General features: G+C 41.1%; 21 protein-coding genes. 10 read left to right on the forward strand and 11 right to left on the reverse strand.

Features of this window, described 5'->3' with window-relative positions; translation table 11 throughout:
* Positions 1 to 288: 288 nt before the first annotated feature.
* Together EAH57_RS12485 and EAH57_RS12490 are read right to left on the reverse strand one after the other, a co-directional pair.
* Positions 289 to 2,256, reverse strand: coding sequence for a BCCT family transporter (locus tag EAH57_RS12485; protein WP_005194615.1), 1,968 nt, complete (start codon positions 2,254 to 2,256; stop codon positions 289 to 291).
* A gap of 274 nt (positions 2,257 to 2,530) precedes the next feature.
* Entirely contained in the window at positions 2,531 to 3,127 is a 597-nt protein-coding gene (locus EAH57_RS12490; RefSeq protein WP_121930333.1) for a TetR/AcrR family transcriptional regulator, read from the reverse strand.
* 85 nt (positions 3,128 to 3,212) lie between these two features.
* On the opposite strand from EAH57_RS12490, the gene EAH57_RS12495 reads away from it, so the two are divergent.
* Complete coding sequence (locus EAH57_RS12495) at positions 3,213 to 4,421, forward strand: oxygenase MpaB family protein (RefSeq protein WP_121930334.1); 1,209 nt, start codon at positions 3,213 to 3,215, stop codon at positions 4,419 to 4,421.
* Between the two features lie 57 nt (positions 4,422 to 4,478).
* On the opposite strand, the gene EAH57_RS12500 is transcribed toward EAH57_RS12495, so the two are convergent.
* Both EAH57_RS12500 and EAH57_RS12505 read right to left on the reverse strand, forming a co-directional pair.
* A complete protein-coding gene (locus EAH57_RS12500; RefSeq protein WP_121930335.1) occupies positions 4,479 to 6,194 on the reverse strand; it encodes a cation acetate symporter in 1,716 nt (571 codons plus the stop codon).
* 1 nt (position 6,195) lies between these two features.
* Positions 6,196 to 6,528 carry a DUF485 domain-containing protein gene (locus tag EAH57_RS12505; protein WP_121930336.1) on the reverse strand — a complete coding sequence of 111 codons (333 nt, stop codon included), beginning with the start codon at positions 6,526 to 6,528 and terminating at the stop codon, positions 6,196 to 6,198.
* Positions 6,529 to 6,713: 185 nt separating this feature from the next.
* Here EAH57_RS12505 and EAH57_RS12510 point away from each other — a divergent pair, with 185 nt between their 5' ends.
* A complete protein-coding gene (locus EAH57_RS12510) occupies positions 6,714 to 10,205 on the forward strand; it encodes a PAS domain-containing hybrid sensor histidine kinase/response regulator (protein WP_121930337.1) in 3,492 nt (1,163 codons plus the stop codon).
* A gap of 400 nt (positions 10,206 to 10,605) precedes the next feature.
* The gene (locus tag EAH57_RS12515) at positions 10,606 to 11,367 is read left to right on the forward strand and encodes a hypothetical protein (protein ID WP_121930338.1); all 762 of its coding nucleotides are present in this window, start codon (positions 10,606 to 10,608) and stop codon (positions 11,365 to 11,367) included.
* Between the two features lie 81 nt (positions 11,368 to 11,448).
* Here EAH57_RS12515 and EAH57_RS12520 read toward each other — a convergent pair whose 3' ends face one another.
* The 4 genes from EAH57_RS12520 to def all read right to left on the reverse strand — a co-directional run bounded on the left by EAH57_RS12520 (position 11,449) and on the right by def (position 15,886).
* Positions 11,449 to 12,630, reverse strand: a complete 1,182-nt coding sequence (locus EAH57_RS12520) for a hypothetical protein (protein ID WP_121930339.1) — start codon at positions 12,628 to 12,630, stop codon at positions 11,449 to 11,451.
* 66 nt (positions 12,631 to 12,696) lie between these two features.
* Positions 12,697 to 14,793 carry a TonB-dependent copper receptor gene (locus tag EAH57_RS12525; RefSeq protein ID WP_121930340.1) on the reverse strand — a complete coding sequence of 699 codons (2,097 nt, stop codon included), beginning with the start codon at positions 14,791 to 14,793 and terminating at the stop codon, positions 12,697 to 12,699.
* A gap of 103 nt (positions 14,794 to 14,896) precedes the next feature.
* Positions 14,897 to 15,334: a DUF2946 family protein gene (locus EAH57_RS12530; protein ID WP_121930341.1), complete on the reverse strand. Its 438-nt coding sequence runs from the start codon at positions 15,332 to 15,334 to the stop codon at positions 14,897 to 14,899.
* A gap of 21 nt (positions 15,335 to 15,355) precedes the next feature.
* Entirely contained in the window at positions 15,356 to 15,886 is a 531-nt protein-coding gene (gene def / locus EAH57_RS12535) for a peptide deformylase (RefSeq protein WP_121930342.1), read from the reverse strand.
* A gap of 125 nt (positions 15,887 to 16,011) precedes the next feature.
* Here def and EAH57_RS12540 point away from each other — a divergent pair, with 125 nt between their 5' ends.
* From EAH57_RS12540 to EAH57_RS12550, 3 genes are read left to right on the forward strand one after another with little or no spacing between them, the layout of a single operon-like run.
* On the forward strand, positions 16,012 to 17,163 hold the full coding sequence (locus EAH57_RS12540; protein WP_121930343.1) for a LysM peptidoglycan-binding domain-containing protein: 1,152 nt from the start codon (positions 16,012 to 16,014) through the stop codon (positions 17,161 to 17,163).
* Between the two features lie 24 nt (positions 17,164 to 17,187).
* Positions 17,188 to 18,318, forward strand: coding sequence for a DNA-processing protein DprA (gene dprA / locus EAH57_RS12545; protein ID WP_121930344.1), 1,131 nt, complete (start codon positions 17,188 to 17,190; stop codon positions 18,316 to 18,318).
* A gap of 38 nt (positions 18,319 to 18,356) precedes the next feature.
* Positions 18,357 to 18,926, forward strand: coding sequence for a Sua5/YciO/YrdC/YwlC family protein (locus EAH57_RS12550; protein ID WP_121930345.1), 570 nt, complete (start codon positions 18,357 to 18,359; stop codon positions 18,924 to 18,926).
* Positions 18,927 to 19,331: 405 nt separating this feature from the next.
* On the opposite strand, the gene EAH57_RS12555 is transcribed toward EAH57_RS12550, so the two are convergent.
* Positions 19,332 to 20,252, reverse strand: a complete 921-nt coding sequence (locus tag EAH57_RS12555) for a DMT family transporter (protein ID WP_121930346.1) — start codon at positions 20,250 to 20,252, stop codon at positions 19,332 to 19,334.
* A 101-nt stretch (positions 20,253 to 20,353) separates the two neighbouring features.
* Positions 20,354 to 20,998: a TetR/AcrR family transcriptional regulator gene (locus EAH57_RS12560; protein ID WP_121930347.1), complete on the reverse strand. Its 645-nt coding sequence runs from the start codon at positions 20,996 to 20,998 to the stop codon at positions 20,354 to 20,356.
* Positions 20,999 to 21,143: 145 nt separating this feature from the next.
* Between EAH57_RS12560 and EAH57_RS12565 the strand changes: the two genes are divergently transcribed.
* From EAH57_RS12565 to EAH57_RS12580, 4 genes are all read left to right on the forward strand, one after another.
* Positions 21,144 to 22,364: an MFS transporter gene (locus EAH57_RS12565; RefSeq protein WP_121930348.1), complete on the forward strand. Its 1,221-nt coding sequence runs from the start codon at positions 21,144 to 21,146 to the stop codon at positions 22,362 to 22,364.
* A 17-nt stretch (positions 22,365 to 22,381) separates the two neighbouring features.
* Entirely contained in the window at positions 22,382 to 23,155 is a 774-nt protein-coding gene (locus tag EAH57_RS12570) for an AraC family transcriptional regulator (RefSeq protein ID WP_121930349.1), read from the forward strand.
* Positions 23,156 to 23,254: 99 nt separating this feature from the next.
* Positions 23,255 to 23,800, forward strand: a complete 546-nt coding sequence (locus tag EAH57_RS12575; RefSeq protein ID WP_004668118.1) for a glutathione peroxidase — start codon at positions 23,255 to 23,257, stop codon at positions 23,798 to 23,800.
* 179 nt (positions 23,801 to 23,979) lie between these two features.
* Positions 23,980 to 24,573, forward strand: a complete 594-nt coding sequence (locus EAH57_RS12580) for a hypothetical protein (RefSeq protein ID WP_121930350.1) — start codon at positions 23,980 to 23,982, stop codon at positions 24,571 to 24,573.
* Here the strand turns inward: EAH57_RS12580 and EAH57_RS12585 are convergent.
* Positions 24,570 to 26,729 carry a hypothetical protein gene (locus tag EAH57_RS12585; RefSeq protein ID WP_121930351.1) on the reverse strand — a complete coding sequence of 720 codons (2,160 nt, stop codon included), beginning with the start codon at positions 26,727 to 26,729 and terminating at the stop codon, positions 24,570 to 24,572. The genes EAH57_RS12580 and EAH57_RS12585 overlap by 4 nt on opposite strands.
* Positions 26,730 to 26,892 lie beyond the last annotated feature (163 nt).

A 26,892-nucleotide genomic window follows, 5' to 3' on the forward strand; every position in this document is an offset into this window, starting at 1 on the left:
GCAATTTAGATATTTTTAAAACTTATTCTTAAACACAAGATTTAAATCTTTCAATCCAAATCCTTGTTTCTCAACAAGTTTTTATCCGCATCACCGCCGATGGATGTGCATTCTACAGCATTTCCAACTCCACACAACCCCTTTTTTTAACTTTTCCTTTTGCTTGTTTCTTTTTTCTACAAAAACGATTGGTTTGGTGCTTTTATCGGCATAAATATGAATTTTTAGCTCTTAAATAGCAAAAAAGAAGTCCCTGAGGACTTCTTTTTTGTTTGTTTGCCACTTTTATCAGCTTCTCACAACGTTAAGGAAATATAAGTGGCGTTCGTATTGATCAATAATATCTTGGATCAAGTCTTCCTGTGTCCAATCCATTACATCATAATTTTGCCCACCTTCACGCAAGAACACCTCGGCTTGAAAATATTCACTATCATCCGCTTCACCCTGCCCCAGCATAAAGCTCGGTGGCGTGGTCTTGCTTGAAAAAACAGTGTATTCAAAGTTAATTTCTTGGTGATGATCGACACGCAAACGCAAACCTTGTTCGGTTTCATCAATAGCGACGCTTAACTTCCGACGTTTAAATTCGGCCTGTACTGCTTCAAATGCTTTTAGCACTTGAGTTGCAATATATTGCTTCACCTCATCTTCCGTATGAGGGTAATGCATAATCAAGCCTAAACGCTGTTGCCAACTGCGTGGATTGTTCATCGCTCTTGGCGTGGTTCGAGCTTCGGTCAACATTTTTGATTTGGTAGCATCGAGATTCAACGCTTTCAGCAAGCCCCAAGCCATCAGCAACATAATCACGGCAAATGGTAATGCGCTCACCAACATTGAAGCCTGTAACGTGGACAGACCACCAACCAAGAGCAAACAAATAGTGAGGATCGAGATCAACACCACCCAAAATACACGCTGCCATGCAGGTGTGTTTTCATCTTTAGCCGTGAGATAATTCACAACTAAAGCACCTGAATCCGCAGAGGTCACAAAGAAAAGTAAAACCAGTATTGCCGCCAATAAACTCATCACAGCCGAGAACGGCAAATGATTTAAAAACTCAAAAAGTGCCACTGATGAATCTTGTTGCACCATTTGCATCAACGCAATATTGTTTTCTTGCATGATGCTAAAGAGTGCGGCATTTCCCCAGAAACCCATCCAAACAATGGTAAAACCTGTCGGAATCAGAATAACGCCGAGAATAAATTCTCGAATGGTTCGACCGCGTGAAACACGCGCGATAAACATCCCAACAAATGGCGACCAAGCGATCCACCAAGACCAATAAAAAACCGTCCAGCCGCCGATCCAACCCGTCGACTCATAGGCCTGTAAATTAAAAGTCATCACAAATAAGTTGGAAAGATACTGTCCCGTATTTTCAACGGTAGTGCGGAGTAAGTGTAGCGTTGGTCCTGCCAAGAAAACAAAAACCACCAATATTACTGCAAGTATTAAATTAAGTTCTGATAGGCGCTTTACACCTTTATCTAACCCAGCAAAAACCGACAAAGCAGCCAAGATACTAACGAAAATAATTAAACCAATTTGTGTGCCGGTACTCTGCTCGATACCTACTAAATAATTTAAACCAGCATTGACCTGTAATACACCAAAGCCCAATGACGTTGCGACACCAAAAATCGTCCCAACAGTGGCAAAGGTATCAATGGCATCGCCCCATCGACCATAAATTCTTTTACCAATCAGTGGATACAATGCAGAACGTGTTTTTAGAGGTAAATTATGGCGATAAGAAAAATAAGCGAGAGATAAGCCCACTAAGGCATACACGGCCCAAGCATGTACACCCCAGTGAAAAAAGGTGATTCTTATTGCTTCTTTAGCTGCTTGAACTGTCTCAGGATCACTACTTGGAGGAGTGACATAATGCATGACAGGTTCTGCCACACCAAAGAACATCAATCCAACCCCCATCCCTGCGGTAAACAGCATCGCGAACCAAGAGCCGTTACTATAATCTGGCTGGCTATGATCGGGTCCCAATTTAATATTGCCGCTTGATGAGCACGCAATATAAACCAACAACACAAGGAAGATGGCAACACACAAAATATAGAACCAACTAAAAGAGTCCGTAATCCATTGTTTTGCTTGTGCAGTTAAATTTTCAAAGAGATCAGGTGCAATGATTGCAAATGAAAGAAAAACGACAATGATCAATACCGTACTAAAGAAAACATTTCGGTTAACGTTAGCCAACCAAGATGATGTTTTGGAATGCATATTTTCTCCATACTGTTCTAATAGCTATTGCTTGGCTTAGGCACACTAGAAGACGGAAATTGAATAATAAAAAACGTCTAATATGTAAAAAACTCATCAGAGTTTATCAAATGGAAGTACCAATCTTGCTCACACAAAACTGACAACTTTCCAATAAAAACCTTTCTTTCGGTTATTTTTAGGGTAACAAAGAATGTACTGAACAGCTAATCATCAACCACTTTGCTCACCAATACACTACACATTTCATCAAATCAGGCGTGACAACATAAACTTAGACTGTGTCTAAAAAAGCAATAATCATTTTTCCAAGTTCTTGTTGCAATCGTTGCTCTTCAATCAAAAAAGTGTTCTTACTGACATAGCGCATCATGGTAAATAAAGTACTGTTAATAATCACAAAAGATTTATGTTTCAAAGTTTCAAAATCCCAATGTGGATAATAACGCCCAAATAAATACATCCCGATTTCTAAAAAATGTCTTTCCAATAGCTGTGCCGCATCTGAATCACTATAAGCATGCCAATTTTTTAAAATTTCAATAAAAAAACCTTGATCAGATTTTAGAGATTCAAAGCCAAACGCAATGCTTAATGTGATGATGTCTTGAATAGACGCTTGCTGCTGCAAGGTCACCAACTGTTTTAAAGCTTGTCCTAGATCTTCGCTTTTGCGTAATAATAATTCAGCAATAATCTGTTCTTTATTCTCAAAATACTGATAAATAGATCCAACACTAACGCCTGATTTTTCAGAAATTTTTGGCGTGGTGACATGCAATACACCATATTCTGAAATGCATTTTTGCGTTCCTTCCAAAATACTTTCCACAATCATTTTGGCACGTTGTTGCTGTGGTTGCTTCCTCATACTTCGTCTCAATTTAAATGCGAATTGAATACGAATATTTATTCATATTATGCTTTGATTAAATAACAATCAGAGGCGTTATGCAATGCAAAGTATGATTAAACCAAAACGTTTGGCTTCCTTTGCGGAAATGATTCAGTCAAATATGAAAACTACAATCTTAAGTTATATGACGAATCAAACAGTCCAACCGAGTTATCAAGAATATCTCGCCCTCAACACCGCACTGCAAAGTGGTGATGAACCTATGGATAAAGTCATGCGATGGGTAATGCTCAATCCTCGACAACATCGGAAGTATTTTGAAACGGCGCTGTATCAAGGCTTAGATCAGTTGCCACATGAGATTCCAGAACTGACTACATTTTTTGATTTGGTACAACAAACCCCTAGTTGGTACGAGCAAAGTAAAATAGATGCCGCACTTAAATTTACCTATCGTTTAGGTGCCAATAATGGTTTCATTTTAAGAGATTTATCCTTAATGACGGGTTATATGTATCCCGGATTTAATCAACCTTTGGTACTGACAGGCGCATTAAACAAACAAGCAGGAACACGTTTGGCTGAAACCACCAAATGGTGGGTCGATATCACCGAACAAGATGGTTTTGAGCGTTTCAGCAAAGGCTTTACCTCAACGATCTATGTCCGTTTCATTCATTCCTTGGTTCGTCATCAATTGCAAAAATCGGAGAAATGGGACGCTGAAACGTGGGGTGTACCGATTAACCAGTACGATCAAGCGATGACTAATATTGCATTTAGTGGTGTGGTTTTGATTGGCATTCGTGCGCTCGGAATTTTCCCAAATCAGCAAGAAGTAGACAATTTTCTGCATTTTTGGAAATATGCAGGTTGGTTGATGGGGATCGATGAAAAATGGCTAGTGGATAAAGAATCAGATGGCTGGAAACTGATCTATTGGATGCAGTTCGCGCATCCACAATCAGATTCCAGTAGTATTTCACTTGGCTCGAGTCTTTCTAAAGAACCCTTTGAACGGCAATATCGCTATCTAGGTACATTCCAACAAAAGCTAGCGTATCGACAACATTTAGAAATGACCCAGTTCTTTATTGGACGTAAAAAAATGAAAAAATTGGGACTTGCCCCTCGATTCGCATCTTGGTTTGCTTATTATCTGCTGTTGCGCAATCTGACACTTTATACAGGCGCAAGATTCATTCCTCAATTGAATGTTTTGTTGGAGCGTAACGGCCGTCACATGCAAAAATCAGGATTGTCTTTGTATCAGAACCAATCAAAACAGCTCGCGAGCATGCATCAATAAACATATAAAAAAACCCTCATTTGATATGAGGGTTTTATTTTTAAGGATCAAATGTGTTTAGTGATCTGAAGCACCTGTAGCTCCGACACCTGTCATTGAACGCACATACTGCGCATCAAATGCTTTGCGCTCTTTTTCTGCACGTGCTGACTTATCCGTTACAGAGAAGAACCAACAGCAGAAGAATGATAATGGCATTGCAAATAATGCTGGACCATTAAATGGATTTGGCGCTGTTTCTGCAATACCCAACGTATCCACCCAAACCGCTTTAGAAAGAATAATCAAACTTACAGCACCGACCAAACCAACCAAACAGCCAATCACTGCACCACGAGTCGTTAAACCTTTCCAGAACATTGATAACACAAGAATTGGGAAGTTTGCGCAACACGCGACAGAGAATGCCAATCCAACCATAAATGCTACGTTTTGCTTTTCGAACAAAATACCTAAGATCATCGCAAAAATAGCTAAACCTAAAGTTGCCATTTTTGACATACGTAACTCAGATGCAGGTGTGGTTTTACCTTTTTTAAACACGTTTGCATACAAGTCATGTGAAATCGCAGATGCACCTGAAAGGGTCAAGCCTGCAACCACTGCAAGGATTGTTGCAAAAGCCACCGCTGAAATGAAGCCCATGAACAAATCGCCACCAACTGCATCACTTAGATGCACTGCAGCCATGTTGTTACCCCCCATCAGTTCTAACTTGCCAGTTACTGCCATTTTTGCAAGATCAAGGAATTGTGGGTTGTTTGCAACGAATAGGATTGCACCAAAACCAATGATGAAGGTTAACAGATAGAAGTAGCCAATAAAGCCCGTCGCAACTACAACCGATTTACGCGCTTCTTTTGCATCTTTGACCGTGAAGAAACGCATTAGAATATGTGGCAAACCTGCGGTACCAAACATTAAGGCTAAACCAAGTGAAACTGCATCAATTGGATTTGCTGTGAGTGTACCTGGCCCCATAATTCTGAGTGCTTCATCCCAGCTTAAATTATGTGCTTGACCGTAAACATCGATCGCCTGATTAAACATATTGGTAAAGCTAAAACCAACCGCTTTCATCACCATAAAGGCCATGAACGTTGCACCGCTGAGTAACATCACCGCCTTAATGATTTGAACCCAAGTCGTAGCTAACATTCCACCGAACATGACATAGGCCATCATTAATAAACCAACAATCACCACCGCGATATTATAGTTCAAGCCAAATAACAGTTTGATCAACTGACCTGCACCCACCATTTGAGCAATCAGATAGAATGCCACCACCACCAATGAGCTAATGGCTGCTAAAGTACGGACTGGTTTTTCTTCCAATCGAAATGAAACGACATCTGATAAATTATATTTACCTAAATTACGTAAACGCTCCGCGACCAAGAATAAAACAATCGGCCAGCCAACCATAAAACCAAGTGAGTACAATAGACCATCAAAGCCTGACATAAATACAAGCGCGGAAATACCCAAGAACGATGCGGCAGACATATAATCACCTGCAATCGCTAAACCATTTTGGAAACCGCTGATACCGCCGCCTGCGGTATAAAAATCCTGTGTAGATTGCGTCTTTTTAGCAGCCCATTTAGTAATCAGCAAAGTGAAACCAACAAAAATCATAAACATGATGATCGCAGGCCAGTTGGTCGCTTGTTGTTCTGCTGTACCCAGATCAGGCCCTGCAAATGCAATACTTGAACAACACATGCTGGTCAACGCCAAGAGTGTCGCTTTAAATGATGTCCCTTTCATCTCAGTGCTTCCCTTTTTTATGTGCAATCGCCTCAACTTCCTTGAGTGCCTCTTCATTGAGTTGGTCAAGCTTATTATTGGCAATGTAGGAATACACACCACATAATAAAAACGACAACACGATAATGCTTAATCCGAGAGGAATGCCCCAAGTGGTTACACCACCACTAAATGAGCTTGATAAGAACTCTTTGTTGTAGCCAACCAAAAGCATAAAACCAACATAGATAAACAACATGATTGCTGTTAGTGTCCAACTTAAAATACTTTTCCTTCTCACCATTTCTTTAAACTTTGGATTGCGTAGAATCTGATCTACTTGTGAATCATCCATAATCAACTCCTTATTTTTGTGTCCAACCATGGACCCCTTTTTCTCTATGGGATTCTTCACTATCCAAGTTAGCAAGTTTATGATGATGCCGTAACTTAGACTTTGGTCGTTACAAGCAGATCTGTACGCTTCACTATGCCCACGCTTCGGGTATGATAAAAAATGGAATTGATCACGTGAGCAATATGAATAGCTGGCTTATTCTTGGCATACTCGCGCTTTATATCGCGCTGTTATTTGGCTGTGCATTTTTTGGAGAAAAACATGCCAGTCGACTCAGTACGCGTGGTCGAATGTTGCTGTTTAGCTTAACCCTAGGTGTATATTGCTCATCTTGGACATTCTATGGGGCCACTGGCGCAGCAGTTCGTGAAGGAGTGTTGTTCTTACCTATTTATCTCGGGCCATTGCTATTTCTTTGGTTTGGTTATGATATTTGGAAACGTTTAGGTCGTATTCGCCAATACCACTCGATTTCATCGATTGCCGATTTTATTGCTGCCCGTTACGGCAAAAGTGGTAGCTTGGCCGCCCTTGTGACTATTTTGGCAGTGATTGCAATTGTGCCCTATCTGGCACTGCAGTTACACGCAATTGCACTCAGTGCTGCAGTGATTCTTGATCAAAACGCCAATATACATACCACCACCAATAGCGTTTTGTTATTGACTGCGGTACTTGCAATTTTGGCAATGATTTTTGGCACACGACATATTGCCAACACCGAACAACACGGTGGTCTGATGCTGGCAGTCGCATTTGAGTCCTTTGTTAAACTATTTGCATTACTCTGTGTGGCAGGTTTTTTCTTATTACAATCGCCTGAGAATATTAAACAAGTCAGCAATGACGTCTCACAACATTTTTATAATTTACAAGAACTCGGCGTACCCGAAACCTTTTGGGTGCAGACCTTACTCGCTGCACTGGCGATGATCTGTTTACCTCGCCAATTTCATGTCGCTGTGGTTGAACTCCGTGACGAAAAACATATTCGTGGTGCACGGCATTGGTTTGCAGCTTATTTAATTCTAACCATAATCGCCATCATTCCAATCGCCAGCTGGGCATTACATGCACTCCCTGAATCACTTGGTTCGTCTGATATTGCTGTTTTAGCGCTCCCGCTCAGCTATCAACAAGACTGGTTGGCTTTATTGGCATTTTTAGGTGGTTTTTCTGCTGCCACTGGCATGCTCTTGGTTTCATCAGTCGCACTTTCGATCATGCTCAGTAATGACTTGATCATGCCTGCGCTATGGCGCTTCAAAATTATTTCTCGCCATGACCGACAGTTGCCTAAAGTTCTCAAGCTGACACGGCGGATTAGCATCCTGAGCGTCATGTTACTGGGTTTTTTATTTTTTAATTTCTTCAATGATATTAATCAACTTTCTGTGTTCGGTCTTCTGGCGTTTAGTGCAGTTGCACAATTCGCACCTGCACTGATTGGTGGGTTATATTGGCGTGGAGCAAGTCGCCAAGGGGTGTATGTCGGTCTCATTGTGGGTTTTGCGATGTGGAGCTATACCCTTTTGTTTCCAACCTTGCTGCGTAGCTTGCCTGAACATTATCAGAACTTTGCGCAACACATCCTTTTGTTTGGCCCATTTGATATTCATAGCTTGCGTCCAGAAGCATTACTCGGTTTTGAATCGTTTGCCCCGCTTACCCATGGGATACTTTGGTCATTGGGTCTCAACCTTGCTTTATATATCTGGATCTCTCGTCTTTATCGTCCTAGTGTTGCAGAACAAATTCAGGCAGAAAGCTTCTTTTATTATGAAAGCAAGCCGCTGCCTTCCGCTCAATCTACCGCTGATCTGACGGATTTACACCAAAATGCTGCTCGTCTGAAAGTCGGCGACTTACTGGCTTTGGCAAAGCGGGTTACAGGTGAAAAGCCCACACGCTTAGCATTTCAACAATTCTGTGAACAAAATCATGTCATTTTAAATGAAAACCATGTTGCCAATGGCATGTGGTGGCGTTTCACCGAGCAGTATCTCGCAGGGATTATTGGGGCAGCATCCGCGCGTACCTTGCTGACCACAGCCATGATCAATAATGGCTTAGCTTTGGGGCAAGTCGCCAACATTCTAGACCAAGCCTCCCAATGGCAACGTTTTAACCAAAACTTACTCATGACGATGATTGACCATATGACTCAAGGCGTGAGTGTGGTTGATAAAAATATGTGTTTGGTGGCATGGAATAATCAATATCTAACCCTGTTTGATTATCCTAAAGATCTGGTTTATGTTGGCTGTCCAATTGCCGATCTGATTCGCTATAACGCTGAACGTGGAGAATGTGGACCGGGTTCAGTTGAAGAGCATGTCCGTAAACGGATTCACTGGATGAAAGTGGGTAGCGCGCATGAGTTTGAACGTATTCGTAAAGATGGTGTGGTCATCCAAATGCGTGGCAATCCCATCAGAGGGGGCGGTTTTGTCACAACTTTTGCAGATATCACTGCCTTCCGTACCAATGAAGCCGTGTTAGAAGAACGCGTCCATGATCGTACCCAACAGCTCGCAGATGCACTGACTGAACAACAATTGGCGTTGGAACAGGCCGATAAAGCCAATCAATCCAAAAGTCGTTTCCTTGCGGCTGCCAGCCATGATTTATTACAACCGATGCATGCTGCACGATTGTTCAGTACGGCGCTAGAGCAAAGCATACACTCGACTGAAGACCAACAAACCTTACAACAACTTGATCGAGCACTTTATGGTGCTGAAAGCATGTTATCCGCGTTGTTAGATATTGCGCGTTTGGAAGGGGGCACCATTCAGCCAAAACGACAAGCTTATGCATTGCATGATTTGCTCAATGACCTTGAATTACAGTTCAAATCGATTGCGGCCCAACGCGATATTCAATTTAAAGTCCATGACACCAAGTTTTGGGTCGATACCGACCCGCAATGGATGCGACGTATTATTCAAAATTTTGTCAGCAATGCCCTCCGCTATACCGCACAGGGTCGCGTTGTGGTCGGCGTATTACGTTCAGCGCAACGACCAAATCATATTCGGATTGGGGTTTGGGATACTGGGCCGGGCATAAACGAGCAACAAAGGCTTAAATTGTTCCAAGAATTTGAGCGTTGTGGACACACCTCGCCTTGGGGCGAACAAGGGTTGGGGTTGGGGCTCGCGATTGTGCAGCGCATGACTTCTCTTTTAGATTTCCCAGTCCACGTTCATTCCAAACTAGGCAAAGGGTCGTGCTTTATGATTGAAGTGCCGTTGACAGAAGCCACAAAAACTCAAGCCCCTGCCACACACACCACCGCACTACAGCATACCGCCTATAAAGTCCTGTGTTTAGACAATGATGAAACCATTTTAGAAGGAATGCGCACCCTACTCGGCAAGTGGGGCTATCAAATTTTCACAGCAACCGAACCCGAAGAAGCGCTGACACTGATCACACAACATGATATTCAAGTCTGGTTAATTGATCAGCATTTAAATCATGATCAACGAGGTTTAGATTTTATTGAACAACATCGGCCCGCACATGTTCCTGTGGCACTGATCACGGCGGATTCAGATCCTGAATTGCCACAACGACTCAAAAACCAGAATATTGTGTTACTGAAAAAACCACTCAAACCCGCAGGTTTACGTGCTTGGTTGTCGGGTTTAAAAATTATGCCGATGTAATAGAGCTCTTTCATCATTATTTAACCCTTTGTGTATTTCTCCTATTAGGAAAAAGCAAAGGGATTTTGGAAAGAAGTCGAATAAATAGCATAATATTTTTAAATATAGGCAAGAACCATCAAAAATCAGCACTTGAGTTGCTAAAAAATTGACCAAAGTGCTCAAATGATTTTTGACTATGGCAAAAAAGTCCACTTACATTAGTGAACGTTTGTACACTTACTTACAATTTTATAATGAATTGTTTTAATTGAAATTTTATATAAAAAAACGCCATATAAGACTTTAGTCGTATTCTACTTGCTTTCTGAATAAAGCATAAATTTATGCGAATCAATAGAAACCTATTTGCACGTCTTTAGGATTTCTCACAATAATACAGCCAGAAAGGATATTGATCATGAATAGCCCCCAGCCTACTCCTGAACATCGCTCACAACAATTTTATCGCCAATACAGTGCCAATGCGCTTTTACCACAACTCAACTGGCAAACTATCTTTGCTCAAAACAAATTAAATGACACCCACTTACGTGCACTGAATACCCTCTATCAAGCTGCAGTTCCTCTCGCTTTAAATGTTTTCGATGAGCTACATTTTGATGTATTCGCACCTGCTGCTTATCAGCCACAGGGTTTAGGTTTATTTGAAAAACTAGCCCAACAAGAAGAACTTTTCTTAAAAGCACTCGAAACTGAATCGTCTCATCTTGATCAAGATACTCGCCATCAAATGTGGAGCATGTTATTGCGCGGTGGTGCGGTATTGGTCTTTAAAGCGTGGTTGGGGCATGTGAAAGCAGGTGAAAATCAGCTTGATCGAACTCAATTTGATGAACTTTCAGATTTGCTTTTTATCAAAACCCGTCCTGAACAGTTAGCACAGCGCTTAAAAATTGAGAGCAATGCTGAAATTGAACATATTTTTTTAATGTATGAAAATGACGTCTTTTTAGATCACTTTAATAGTCTAGAAACCGCCGCATTATTTGTTGATTTAGGCGTATATGATGCTGCATTCTTGAGTTTGCGTGATGACCGTGTTGCAGAATATCTTAAAGCTGAAGGTTATGTCACTCAAGAACAGATTGATGATTTGCAATGTGCATTAAACCCGCTGTATTGCGATAGTTTAATGCCAAAACAAGATTGTTTAGCTTAATGCAAAATCAAACAAGGTGGAAAGTCCACCTTGTTTCAACATTCAATCTAGCCCCTAACAACGAAAACAGAATTCTTTTCTCTATTTCTCCAATCGCTGCTTATGTAAATTCATCACGACATCACTGAATTCATTTAAGATAAAGTTCGCCCATAATTTACTGTACCAGTTATATTCTGTCGAAATCCGATAATCAATAGTCAGTGTCAACTTGGTCGTTGTATCATCAATTTCTTCAAGCTCATAGTCTGCTTTTAACAAATCAAAATAACGTCCGCCTATCTCCAAATGATCATCCAAGAATCCTTTAGGAAAAGAGTTTGGATCGAACTGGTAATTCCATGACAATAAATAAGGTGGATAAGATGCTGTGACATTTTCTTTAAATTTTATGCCACGCTCCCAGTGTATGGTACGGATAATCTGATCATCTTTCTGTTCCGTCATACCAGAAATAGGTTTTGGAAACCCCATAGTAAAGATAAAACTATTTTTTACTTCTTGAGATTGAATCTGCCCGATATTGTTAATCGCATGAAAGACATTTTCTGCTGGGGCATGAATAACCATTGAGCGTTGTGTTTGCTCATATTGCGTCCGATTAAAGTCAGGTAATAACAGCCATAAAATGAGTGGTAATAACGCAATGGAATATATTTTTACACTTGGCTTCCCTAGATAATGGCAAATCAAGCGGATGAGCGCCGCCCCGACTAACAAGCCAATCAGTAAAATTGGCAAAAACATAATTAGGCAGATAATTCCTTCTCTTAAAACAATCACACAAAAAGCAATCACAATCACCAATACTAAGGGCTGAATCTTAAATATATTGGATAAAAGAATAGAATTCGCCTGTTCTCGAATCATAATATATTCAAATAATGCCCCGAGAATCAAAGGAATCAGGATAACTATGATAGAGGACATCAAGTCGTTGGAATAACCACTCAATAAAACTGTAAAAGCAAGCACCATTAGAGCCAGCGTTAATGGCAATATCTTTAAAAATGAACGTCTAGGGTTAGAAGCTTTTTCTAATTCATAAGGGACTGTATTAATTAAATTTTCTTGCACAATCAAATAAGCATTTAATTCATTTTTAATTTTATGAAACTGATAATTCTCTACACCGACTTGTTCCAACAAATTTACTAAATCTTGCCGAGTTTCATCCGTCCATTCGTTAACGACTATGCGACAATATCCTTGTTGTTGTAATTCTTGAATAATTCTTATTTTTTGATCCAAAATATTTGGCATGCTTCATCCTATATCAACTTCGATCAGCCCAAAGCATTGCATTGAGCTGACCGTCCCTATCCTAAATTAGAACTTCATGCTCATGCGCATCCAGTAATTTCGACCAATATTATTGAACTGTTCACTGGCGCCATATCCAAACATGGACGCACCCGCTTTATTGAGATGTTCGGTGTAGGTCTTATCCAAGACATTATCGACACCAACTGACACATCAACAGTATCTGTTAACTTATATGTCCCATTCAAAGCCAAAGTATCGAACGCTTTACTTGGATTCATGTCATAGCCAACCACATTTCCTTCATTTAGGCTAATACGATTTTGTTTAGCAACCACACGCCATAATAGCCCCAAACTATATTTATCCTCGATATAGCGAAGGTTAATACGTCCCTCTAAAGGTGAAATTTGCGGTAAAGCACGACCATCAGAGGTATTTTTCCCCCAAGCATACATAGTTGATACATCCGCTTGGATCTGATCAGTAAATTGATAACCAACACCCGCTTCTGCCCCAGCAATGGTTGCATCCACATTACGTGCCAAAGGTTTTCGCTTATCAGGCGTATGATATTCCAACAAAATGAAATCTTTAATTAAACCTGCATAGGCAGAAGCCCACGTATTCCATGCACCATGTTCCGCTTGAAAACCAATATCGAGCTGTGCCGTACGTTCATTGTTCAAATTGTCTAAGTTATCGATCATACGATAGGTGGTGACACCCTTCATATCGGTTGTTCCGACCCCACGATCTGTTGAAGTACTATACAACTCCCAAAAATCAGGGGTGCGTTCAACATAGCCCACGCCTGCATAGGTTTTCACGCCATGTTCAGGTAACGCTTTTTCAAGACGGATAAAGCCACTTGGTACGGTATCCTTACGGTTTTTACCATTTTGAAGTTGATCAATCTTGACTTGATCGACGCGCATACCTGCAACTAATTTTTGATCGGCATCAACGTTATAAGTCCATTCAGTAAACGCACCATAAGACTGGAACTTTAGATTTTCAGCATAAGGCGAACTCATTTTAGGCATGGCATACATCATCATGTCACCACCGTGCTTGTTATGCTGGCTATCCAACCCTGAAACCACGCTGAATTTATCCCAATCTGTCGTGACCACCAAACGGGTATTTAACGTACGGCGATCGACACGCATCGACATCTTATTCGGTACCATCATCTGCATGTCGTGCATATTCATATTGGTCATCGGCGGAGTACGTAAACTAAAATTATCCATGATGTGATCGTTATAGCTATAGTCCACTTGTGCTTGGACTTTTTTAATCACGTTGTTCAGATTTTTCTGCTCGGCATGTAAGCTCAAACTTTCACGTTTAAATTGCGCACCATCCATACCACGACCTGCATAGGCAGCTTCACCATCGCCTTTACCTGCACGAAGTTCTAACCAAGCATCGTCAGTCGGTTTCCAACCTAGGGCAAGATCCGCGCCCCAACGTTCCCAATTGGAATGAACATTTTTCCCGTCACCATCTTGATAATCATCCGCCACAGAACGATTGGCATTCAAACGTGCATATTTCGTTTCATCACCAATTGCAGTTTCAACATTATGATCTAAACGTCCATAAGAGCCGAGCAAAACACTGGCTTGACCGCGATAAGGTTGATCTTTACTTAGGTTCTCAGGTTGACGCTCAAAAATCACGGTTGCCGCAGACCCAGGCGTTGCATATTGAACCGTTTGCGGCCCTTTAATCACCGTGATTTGGTCAAAGCTTTCAGGTTGAATATATGAGGTTGGTGCATCCATCCGAGATGGACAAGCACCTAGGTTTTCACTGCCATCCACCAACATTTTAATGCGCGAACCAAACATGCCACGGAAGGTTACATCGCCGTTGCTGCCTCCATTTTTAATGGCATTGAATCCCATAATGCTTTGTAAATAATCTGCGCCATCGGTTGCAGGCACTGGCTGAATCGGTTGCTTCGGATCAGCTTGAATGACCAATCCGTTGCTCTGATTGGGTTGTTGTGCAGTGATGACGATCGGTGCAAGCACGACTTGAGCAGGTTGTTGCGTTGATTGAGTTTCCGTACTTGCCCACACCATCGCGGTATTTGAGACAGCAAGCATCGCAACCATAAGCGGTTGTAATAAAAATTTAGGCTGAGCCATAAGAGCTTTCCCTTAAAACATAAACACGGCTTGAGCTTGCAAAATCACATTTACAAACTCTCGTAGCGGCGAAATGGATTCGCCCTATTTAAAAAGCAATGATTTATGTAAAGTGTGGCGGGGCTCGCCCTTGGGGCAATAAAAACAGTTGTTGTAGCGCAAAATAAACATGCCTAAAGGCATGTTGATAGGCCACTAAACGGATCTGAATCCGAACTAAGACCTCTTTAATCCCCAACTCAGGTGGCAGGATCAAATTGGCATAGACAGTACAATACTGACATTGATGATTCGGATCATGATGATCATGTTGCGGCATCGAAACTTGAGTATGTTCAAGCTGATGTGCGTGATGATGCGAAGAATGTACGGCTTGGCTTGATAGGACTTGTATTTTAGGTAATAGCAAAGCTTGGGTAATGGTTTCACACACAGGTGCGATTTGATATTGCCTCGGGAGTAATGGCTGCAAAAATACCGCGATCTGCAAACAGACCGCGGCGAATGCGAGTAGCAACCCACAACGAAACAAAGAAAACATCTTTAAATGATTTTTTACAGTTTAACGTTTAACTGCAACTTTATCTTTTTCACGCTGGCGAACCAATTTTTCCACTTTTTCACGGGCACGTTGGCGTTTTAATGGCGATAAATAATCCACAAAAAGTTTGCCATTTAAGTGATCCATTTCATGTTGGATGCAAACAGCGAGAAGTTCGTCAGCTTCTAACTCAAATGCTTGACCTTCAAGGTTAATTGCTTCGATTTTTACGCGTGACGGACGCTCAACTTTGTCGTATATTTGAGGCACGGAGAGACAGCCTTCTTCATAAGGCTGAGTATCTACAGTCAGCGGAGTGACTTTGGGGTTAATGAACACCATCGGTTGGTTTTTCTCTTCAGAGATGTCCATAACAATAAGCTGAATATGATGATCAACCTGAGATGCCGCTAAACCTATACCCGGTGCCTCGTACATGGTTTCAAGCATATCTGCTGCAAGCTGACGAATATCATCAGTGACTTCTTCGACTGGCTTGGCAATGGTGCGAAGGCGGGGATCAGGGAAACTTAGAATAGGTAATAAGGCCATACTGACATCCTCAACTTATGCCGTTGATCAGAAAACCGACTGAAGGGAATGCTTGATCAAAAAAAAATGTGGGTAATGTCGTTATTATAACGCAACTACGCACATAATTTTTAGGAATTATGATAATGAAAAAGGTTTTAAACGGCATACACTCATTTCATGCCTTGGGGTTAAAAAAACAACTGATTGCCGTGGCAATTTGCGCGGGATTGGGGATGAGCGTTAATATCGCCCATGCTGCAAGTCCAAATGTCAGCCCTTCTGCTATCAAAGCAGGTGCACCCCATGTTTATGTGGTGAAAAAAGGTGACACCCTTTGGGATATCTCAGGCAAGTTTTTAAGCAAACCTTGGCGCTGGCCAGAAATTTGGGCAAGCAATAAACATGTGAAAAACCCACACTGGATTTATCCGGGCGATCGTCTGTTATTGTGTACATTGAACGGTAAACCTTTAATTGGTAAAGATGAGGGTGATGGCTGTGCTGGGATCATTCGTCGCCACACTGGCAATACCTCAACCTTACGTCCACAGGTTCGTGTTGAAGCCCTAAATAATAGCGTCCCCGTGATTCCACTGGCGCATATTCAACAATGGTTAGAACGCACCTCGATTCTTCCAGTGGAAACTATTGCACATACTCCATACATTTTGGGTACAGCTGACAAGCGTGTCCTCGCGGGCAAAGGTCAAAGTGTCTATGTCCGTGGTAAAGGGCTAGAAAATGGTCAGCGCTATGGCGTATTCCGCGAAGGCGAACCCTACATCATTATTGATGAACACGGTAAAAAGCAGAACCTCGGCATCGAACTCACTCAAGTGGCTTCAGGTGTTGCCATTCGCAATGAAAATGACATCACCACAGTTGAGTTAACCGATAGCTACAATGGTGAAGTCCGTCGTGGTGATCGTGTGATGGCTGAACAAGATGCAATGTTACCGACCTTGTTCTATCCAACAGATGCAGATCAAGTCAAAGATGGCGGTAAAATCATTCGAGTCATGGGCTCAATCGGTACTGCTGCTAAAAATGGTGTCGTCACTGTTGATCGCGGTACCACTGACGGTATTGAAATCGGGCAAGTCTTTAATGCTTATCAAGACGGCGAAACCGTTAAAGATCCTAAAACCAAAGAAACGGTCAAATTACCCGGACAATATGTAGGTAATGTGATGATCTTTAAGAGCTTTGATCGTCTTAGTTATGCCTATGTACTTGAAAGCGATTTACCAATTAAAGTCGGCTCAAACATCAAACCACCTCGTCTTGAAGACTAGTTGATGGCTGAGCACTGATCTGAAATGTTGAATCAACTATCACCTCATCACTACCACACTGTGTTGTTGTGGTATTTGGTTCAACATTCGCTTTCTAGTTTCAAAAAAGTCATCCACTATTTTGGTGATTGTGAACAAGCGACCCAAGCGCATCGTTTTTCAGAATGGCAACAACTCGGCTTACATGCCAATCACTTAAAACGCGTAGAAACATTCCAAACAACTCAAGGGCAACAACAGTTTGAACAACTGGTTCAATTAATTTGTCAGCATAGCGATTTTATTCTAACTCCTGACGATATCGGCTATCCCACCCAACTTTTACCTTATGCTGATCATCCACCAATTTTATTTGGACAAGGTCAAGCGCACACGCTATTACAACCACAAATTGCCATGGTTGGCAGCCGAAAGCCCAGTCCACATGGGCGGCAAGTCGCATATGATTTTGCCTATTATTTAAGTGAAAAAGGTTTTTATATTAGCAGTGGTTTAGCACATGGCATCGACCAAGCCGCGCATCAAGGTGGACTCGCTCATCAGCGCACCATTGCCGTGGTCGGCACAGGTTTAGATACCGTTTATCCAGCGCAAAACAAACAACTTGCGCAACAGATTATTCAGTCAGGTGCGATTGTGACCGAATTTCTACCGACCACAATGCCTTTACAACAACATTTTCCACGGCGTAACCGTATCGTCAGTGGTTTAAGTCTCGGTGTGGTCGTGGTAGAAGCTGCATTAAAAAGTGGTTCTCTGATCACCGCAAACGAGGCAGCCAATCAGGGCAAAATGGTATTTGCAATCCCTGGGCATATTTATAGCGAACACCATCAAGGTTGCCATCAACTGATTCGTGAAGGTGCGATTCTAGTCGACCATCCTGAGCAAGTGATTGAAGATTTGGCATTGCCTACACAGTGGCAAACTCAGCAACAGCAAGTCGAAGATACTACTCCCACCGCAGCAAGTCTTCCGCAACATCTGATTGGCCTCTATCAAATGTTAGACTGGGTCGGTCAAGACTTAGATCAACTCGCTCAACGTAACCAAAGTGCTATTGCAGCGTTAACGGCACAATTAATGGAACTCGAATTATTAGGATTGTGCACACAACAAGGCGGACGCTATTTACGTTGTCGCCCAATGCTTTAAACTAACACCTCCGCTTATTTTTATTTTTACACTCTCACATGATAACGTCCTCCATCTCCGAAGCTGCTCAGTTGCTCAAACAAGGTCAAGTATTGGCATATCCGACAGAAGCCGTTTGGGGACTGGGTTGTGACCCAAAGAATGAGCAGGCATTTCAAAATATACTTGAGCTAAAACATCGCCCAATCGAAAAAGGCGTAATTTTACTGGCTGGGCAAATCGCACAAGTCGAACATTTATTACAAAGTTTGACTCCCAAAATACGCCAGCAAGTCATCAATAGCTGGTCTAACCGCACTCCAGTTGAACGCGCAACCACGTGGTTACTACCTGCTGATCAACAGATTCCTACATGGATTAAAGGGCAACATCCTTTGGTTGCTGTGCGTGTCACCACCCATCCATTGTGTGTCGAGCTGTGCAATGCTTTTGATGGCTTTATTGTCTCGACCAGTGCCAATCCAGCAGGTTTAACGCCTGCGCATAGCTTAGAACAGGCACAACGCTATTTTGGTTCCACATTAAATTATCTAGAAGGTGATTTAGGACAGAGCCAAGAACCGAGTCGAATTTTAGATGCGCTCACAGGCAAAGTGATTCGGGCATAAAACAACAGATAAAATGAGCCAAAACGCAGACAAAAAAAAGCTCAGTTATATAGGGATAACTGAGCATAAAAAGGATGTGTATAATCACATCCAGAGGGTTCACAAATTCGGCAAGCAATCTAAACACTAAAAAGTATCAATTTGCTTCCGCGCTTATTATGGATCAATCATCCTATTTATACAAATATATTATTTGCCGTGCAAAAAAGGTGAAAAGCGTACCAATTTTGTCACTTCTCTATTTTCAATAAAATTATATTTCTATTTTTATTCAGCTTTTTTTTGATCACAAATTTAGCATTTCTTCAAAATATACGTTTAATATCAAATAGAAAGAATTGTCTTCATATCTATTATTTTGCGCGTTTGTCTATTTTTTAAACAAACACGCATTTTAAATACATCTTAAATCGTCGGCTTTAACACTTGGGACGATAATTTCACGGTTTTTTTCTGTGCCATCACAATACCTGCAAGAATCATCGCCCCTCCAACAGTATGATAAATCGTCCAGCTTTCTGCCAACCAGAAACTGGCAATAATGGCAGTAAACACTGGCATTAAATTCATAAAAATACTGGTTCGGTTTGGACCAATCGATTGCACAGCAAGCATCCATAATAATGGTGCAATCAATGATGGAAACATACCTGCATACAATACACTTGCGGCATTATCAGCATTGATGCTGTCTAGCCCAAACCACAGTAAAAATGGCAGGTGGTACAACAACGCAAATGCAATTTGTACATATAAACTGGTCATTAAAGGCAATTGCAGTTGCCATTTTTTTAGGAATACACCATAGAAGGCATAGAAACCAACAGCGATGACCATCACCGCATCGCCCCAGTGCCCACCTTGGGCAAATAAACTGGAAATATGCCCTTGGCTCATGACATAAATCAAACCTGCAAATGACAACAGACTACCGAAGATCGCAAAACGATTCGGTCGATCTTTCAAAATCAGATAAGAAATAAATATGGTAAATACAGGAACAAAAGCATTCACAATACCCATGTTAGTAGCAGTGGTATAATGTGCCGCGGTATAAGACAAGCCTTGGTATAACACCATACCAAATGCACTCAATATGGCTAACTTACCGATCAATGGACGAATTAAAGTGCGTTGCTGCCAAACTTTCGGCAACATAAACGGTGTCAAAATAAGAAAAGCCACAAACCACCGATAAAAACTAATACTGACAGGTGAAATCAGATCAGCCACATAACGGGTCACCACAATATTCAGTGACCAAATTAAGACCGCTATCAAGGGCAACACAAATGCCCATTTTTGATATTTTGTTAACTGACCCATCACCTTTCTCACAATATTTCAGCAATGTGGCTATTGTGAAAGATGTCCAAATTAATTGAAATATCGTATTTCAGACATTTATATCGCGGTTACGACATCGATTAGAATAACTCCCAAGTCCGCATCGCGTGTTCAACCACTTTATGTAACTGTGCGACCGTTGCCCCATCTCGTGCTTGGATGGTTAAGCCTTGCAAAACCGTTGAGTAAAAATCGGCCATTTCTGCTAATGGTGCTATGGCTGCCAAATCACCATCAACAACGCCTTGCTGTAAACGTTGCAGCATTTTTTGTTTGGTTTTCAGACGCTTTTCAAGAATATTGTGTTGTATAGCTTGGGCATTATCAGAACAATTCATGGTTGCAACCACCAGCATACAACCCGAAGGTTTATCGGGTTGTGCTAGGCGCTGAACATTGTCATAAAGAAAAAGTTCAAATGCCACCTTTGTGGTTTTGGCTTCTAAGAAAATCGCTTCGATTGGACAAGCTTCATGTGCAAGATAGTAATCAATGCATTTATAAAATAATCCTGTTTTATCACCAAAACTACTGTAGAGACTCGGAGCCGTAAGCGCTAAAGCATGAGTTAAATCACTAATCGAAGTCGCCTCATAGCCATGCTCCCAAAATAACAACATCGCCTTTTCTAAAGCCTGCTGTTCATCAAAACACTTTGGACGTCCACGCTTCTTTTTTAGCGTGTCATCACAAGGTGACGGCAGCGACGTATCTGGATGAGTCATAAGGGTCACAAATATTTTTATAACGTTCACTATAAAATAATTGACTGATTGACTTTTATCAACTATTTTATTTCATAACGATCGTTACAAAACATTATTCATTTTCAAATTTTATTGTTATCTTACTAACAATAAAGGAATTTTTATGGAAAACTCCCTTTCTAGCGAAATACCCCCCATTCAGTCAAGCCAAACACAAGGCAGTTGGTTTGCCATCTTAGCTGTTGCGATTGGTGCATTTGCACTGGTCACCAGTGAATTTTTACCAGTTGGTGTTTTAAATAGTGTCGCGACTGATCTGAATATCTCGGTGGGTACGGCAGGCTTAATTATCACTTTACCCGGCGTAATGGCAGCCATCGCTGCTCCGTTGTTGCCTATTGCAGTAAAACAAATGGATCGCCGCTACCTGTTGATTGCATTGACTGCGATTATGGTCATTGCTAATACCATTACCGCTTTTGCCGATAATTTTAATGTGCTGTTATTGAGTCGTTTAGTGCTTGGCATTGCAATTGGTGGCTTCTGGGCAACCGCAATTGCATTGAGTGGTAAACTCGCGCCCGCACATTTGCCCATTGCCAAAGCAACGGCTGTGGTCATGGCTGGTGTGACCTTTGCGACGGTATTAGGCGTGCCGATTGGAACATGGTTGAGTGAATTTTATGGTTGGCGCAGTGCTTTTGGCATTACCGCAGCGATTGGGTTGATGGTTCTCATTCTGCAAATGATTTTCTTACCCAAGTTAAAACCCGAGTCTGCGATCCATTTACGAGATTTACCTGCTTTATTGCGTATTCCAAAAGCCCGTAGCGGGATGCTGATTGTTCTATTAATCGGTCTGGCTCACTTTTGTGCGTTTAGTTACTTGGCACCTTTCTTCAAAAATATTGCAGGTTTTAATGGTGCGACCATTAGTTCATTGTTATTACTTTATGGCATCGCAGGTGTATTTGGTAATGCCTTTGCAGGTTATAGCGGCAATTTAAATGTGCGTTATACCCTTGCTTTTGTCGGGATCTGTTTTGCAATCGTGTTTTTCGGCTTCCCTATTTTTGCGATTCACGAATTCGGTGCGATTGTATTAACTGCACTTTGGGGCTTTGCTTTTGGCGCATTTCCAACCTCTGCAAATATTTGGATGTTTGTGCATGCACCTCAAGCTGTTGAAAAAGGGATGCCATTATTTGTGGGAATGTTCCAAGTCATGATTGCCACAGGTTCCCTGCTTGGCGGTTATGTGGTGGATCATTTCAATGAAAATATCTTAATTTATGGTGTTATTAGTTTTGTTGCTTTAGCATTGATTAGTATTTTCACCTTAGCAAAAGGCTTAAACAATCCAAAGGTCAGTTGCGAAAACTAGAAAGCATGAGCGCCCCAATGAAGCATGACATCACTGCACAACTTCCCTTTCTGAATGGTATCGAAGTACATGAGTTTCTTTATCAAAAAGATGATGTTGTCAGTCCGCATACTTCACTTTGGGGTGACTTTAATTTTAGTTTAAACGGCACTTTAGAATTTGACATTGAAGGAAAGTACTATTTATCACCACCCAGTTATGGGCTTTGGCTACCACCGCGTACCGAACATCAATCGTTGCCTGTTGAACATAAAATTCATTATATTTGTATTCGGATACACCCTAAATTCGGGCAGTTTTTAGGCAATAGCTGTCGTTGCTTTAGTATCGAACCTTTTTTTCGTGCTTTGGTCGTGCAGATTTTAGAACAACAAAAACAAGCGGCAAAACCTGAATACCTTGAACATTTACTGCAAGTTTTATTTGATCAACTCAAACAAGCCCCAGCCCATTCGCACTATTTGCCACAAAGTAGCCACCCTATTTTGGTACCAATTTTAGAAAAATTATCCGATCCTGAATTATTCAACCTCAGCTTGCAGCAAGTTTTACACAACTTTTCTGTCAGCGACCGTCATTTGCTTCGCCTGAGTCAACAAGAGCTACAACTTTCATTATCCGAATGGCGAAATCGAGCGAAAATCATTTTTGCGATTCACCGAATCCGTCAAGGCATGACCATCAAACAATTGGCCTTTGCGTTGGGCTATCATCATAGTTCTAGCTTCATCGAATTTTTTAAACGCTATACTGGACAGACGCCAATTCAACTTAAAAATGCTGCAATATAAATATTATTTGTATACTTTCATATCTTTAGGATTGCACTCTCAGCCAATAGCAGTTAAAACAATCAAGACTTGTCACAACAATAAATTAGGATCTATCTCATGAGCCAATCGGTTTATCACATCCCTGTTCAGGATATCAAAGGTCAAGACGTTGATCTTGACCAATATCAAGGCAAAGTTCTACTGATTGTTAACGTTGCTTCAAAATGTGGTTTAACACCACAATATGAAGGCCTAGAAAAACTCTATCAAGCCAAGAAAGAGCAAGGTTTAGAAATTTTAGGTTTCCCTGCCAATAATTTCTTAGAACAAGAACCAGGTTCAAATGATGAAATCCAACAATTCTGTTCGCTCAACTATGATGTGCATTTCCCATTATTTGCCAAGATCTCAGTCGCTGGCGACGATAAACATCCTTTGTACCAGACTTTAACCCAAGCAATTCCCGAGCGTACTGGTGAAGGCCCTTGGTGGAAAGATCTAGTTGATTATGGTCTAACACCAAATAATCCACCTGAAGTATTATGGAATTTTGAAAAATTCTTAGTCAATAAGAATGGTGAGATCGTGGCTCGTTTTGCACCAGATATTACTGCAGATGATGAGCGTATCGTGACTGCAATTGAAGCTGAATTAGCCAAATAAGTTACAAACCCATAGAAGAGAAGGATCATATTACGCTCCTTCTCTTTTGCATCACCCAAACACCCTTTCTTATTTATTTTCTTTGACTAAAATGTTAATGAATTGCAAAAATCACATTTTTCTTCATACTTTCTCATTATAGTGACGATCTTCTCATATTTTGGTGCAGTTTAGCCACGATGAAAAATCTAGCCATCAAAGCCATTTTCTCTGCAACAGTACTTGTTACAACATTCGCATTCGTCGGTTGTGATCAAGTGCCTCAAGAAAACCAACAAGTTGCTGAACCAAACACAGAGTTTAAACCAAACATCAGCGATGATGCCAATACAACAACACCGCAGGATATTCAAAAGCTAAGCAGTGGTAACCTATTTAATATCGTACGTGATGTAGCACAACTACAGCTAAAAACCGATGACTATACGGCTCTGCTCAAAAGCTCACAAAACCAGCTTGAGCAAGCGCTTCAAGAAAAGAATACCCAGCAACTGCAAAATACAACAGCAGATCTCAAACAAAATTTGCATGCTTTACACGATACCTTACAAACACTTCATCTAAAGAGTCATGAAGTCGATCAAATTCGTCAGCGCTTACTTAATGCAAATCAACAACTTTTAAAAATGCCACTCCTTCATGGTCAACTGGATATTAGCCAATTAGACATTGAAAAAATTGAGCAACAATTTAATCGTATTCAAATGGATATGCTTAAACTGGCAACACTCGTATTAGGAAAAGCAGATACAGAAGCTCAGACAGATATCTAAATCTGCATTGTTTGCATCGGATAAGCAGGTTTAGCAACATCATTCGATGCATGCTGAACTTTCGATAATTGCAAACCATGTTGTGTCATCTGTTTATATTTTATGAGTTCAGCATTGAGTTGAATGACACGTTGTTTTAATTCAATCGACATAAACTGATCTGACTGTGCCAGAGCAACCCAGCCCGCTTGTACTCTGCGCTTAGGATTTTCATAAGCAAGTTGTTGTTGCATCCACTGATGCAATTTCAATGCACGTTGATAAGCTTCAAATTTATATGCAAATAAAGTCGTAGAAATCACCGCTTCAGGAATTTTACCCATCAGCTTCATCTCAATTTGTCGAAGTTGATACGCATATAATTCAACGCGATATTTTAAGAGATTTTGATTAAACCATTCGGCGAAATCGATGAGTAAGTCCACCATCTGATTGCACTGCGCGATCAATTGTTGTTTTTCTTGCAATGGTTTTGCTTGCTCAACTTTCTGCACGCGCCAAGTACGATAAACAGCGAAACCACCGACAACAAAAGCACCGATAGACCCCGAAACAAGTCCTCCAATCGCAGCGCCGATTGCCAAACTATTTTTGATCACGGAGTTCGATTGTTTATCGGCTAAATATGGACGGGACACTGGCTGAGCTTGTGAGGCAGCAAAATTGCGATACACCGCAAAGCCTGTATTCATCAGTGGAATTGAAAGAAAATCATCAACACCAACCACATGTTGCAAACTGGTTTGGGCAGTGCGGTGAACGGACTCATAACTCAATGCCAGATCAGCAAAAACAGAAGCATATTTCTCTTGCAGATGCGCCAATTCAATATTCACAATAATCGCAATATGCGGGTGGCTTTTTGCAAATGACTCTACTGCATCCGATGCCAAAGTACACTTCACCTGCATCGGTGTACCATCCACAATCAGGTCAAAACCTGCTAAGTGAGCGTGTTCTGCAAACTCAATCGTATGCCCCTGCTGGCTTAGGTTATAAGCGACTTGTTGCTTTGCCAAATAAGAGGATAAGCGTGTCAGAGTTGCATCATGATCATCATCAGGCGCTGGAATTTGTTTTAGATTATAAAAAGCATCAGGATGACCTTTGGACGCGGTGACCAAGGCATCCAAAACTAAAGGATTGATGTGTAAATAGTTCCAGATAAAACCCAGACGATAATGTGCAGGATGAATACCACTGACCAATTTTAAGTCTCGACCTGTTAAAATTTTCTGCAAAGCATCATTGGCCGCTTTATGCCGATCCAAGCTCACCACAAGCTCACTGTTATTTAACAGCTTAGGTGCACTTTCAATCACATTTTTATAGTAAGGCACGATAAACGCATGGGTGACCAACCAATGGTTTAAAGAATGACCCATATATTTTAATCGGTGTTGTAGATCGATCAGTAGCTTGGTTGATTCAACTGGACTGGATTGTAAGCGCTCAGGCAACATCAATGAAACAGCCCATTGGGTTAACTGCTCATGTTTCGCTTGTTGTTGGATATGTTCTAAATTTCCCAAGTGCTGTAGGGCTTCAACCACATCACTATTACCCTGCTCATTGTGATGACGATTTCGACTCAATAGGCAGTTTATAAAATCATAATGAACACCTTCAGGCTGAATGGCTTGCTGCTGAAATACGATACGGTAGTTTTCAATTGCTGCTGACCAATCCTCTAAACGCTGATAAAAAGCAGCTAAAGCATACTTAATCTCAACATCATCATATTCAGCGTGTAATTGCTTCAATATTCTTAATTTTAGTGGGCTATCTTTACAGTTTGCTAACTGCGTTACCATTTCATATCGTTGTTGCTCGCTAAGACCTTGGGTCAAATATTGCAGGCGAAATGCCACGCATTGTTCAAACCAAGCAAAACGATGGGCATGTTGCTGATAAGCAGGTATAAAAACTTGATGAATCAATGTAATTAAACGTAATGAGCAATTTATTTCTTCTGTGGTATCGTGTTGAAAATGCCATGTTTTAGGCAAAGTGACCTGAAGTAGATGGCTGTATAAGCCCGCAGTTAATTCAGGTTGAGCAAGTGTGACCAACTTCAATTGATCTTTTACAGAAAAATGATGTCCCTGTTGTTCAATACGATCCAAGCGCAACTTTAAGACATTACTTGCTAACATATTTTTCCTAATTTTTTATTAAATTTACTCGTTATTTATCGCTTAGCGTGATGTGATCCATATCACGCTAAGTCTTCATCATATTATGTTTTTAGATAATAAAAAAGCACCTTCAAGGTCGATATCAAGATCAACTTTAAAGGTGCTTAAATTGGATTTATAT

The organism is Acinetobacter sp. 2JN-4 (genome assembly GCF_003687745.1).
In the GTDB taxonomy this organism is placed as follows: domain Bacteria; phylum Pseudomonadota; class Gammaproteobacteria; order Pseudomonadales; family Moraxellaceae; genus Acinetobacter; species Acinetobacter halotolerans.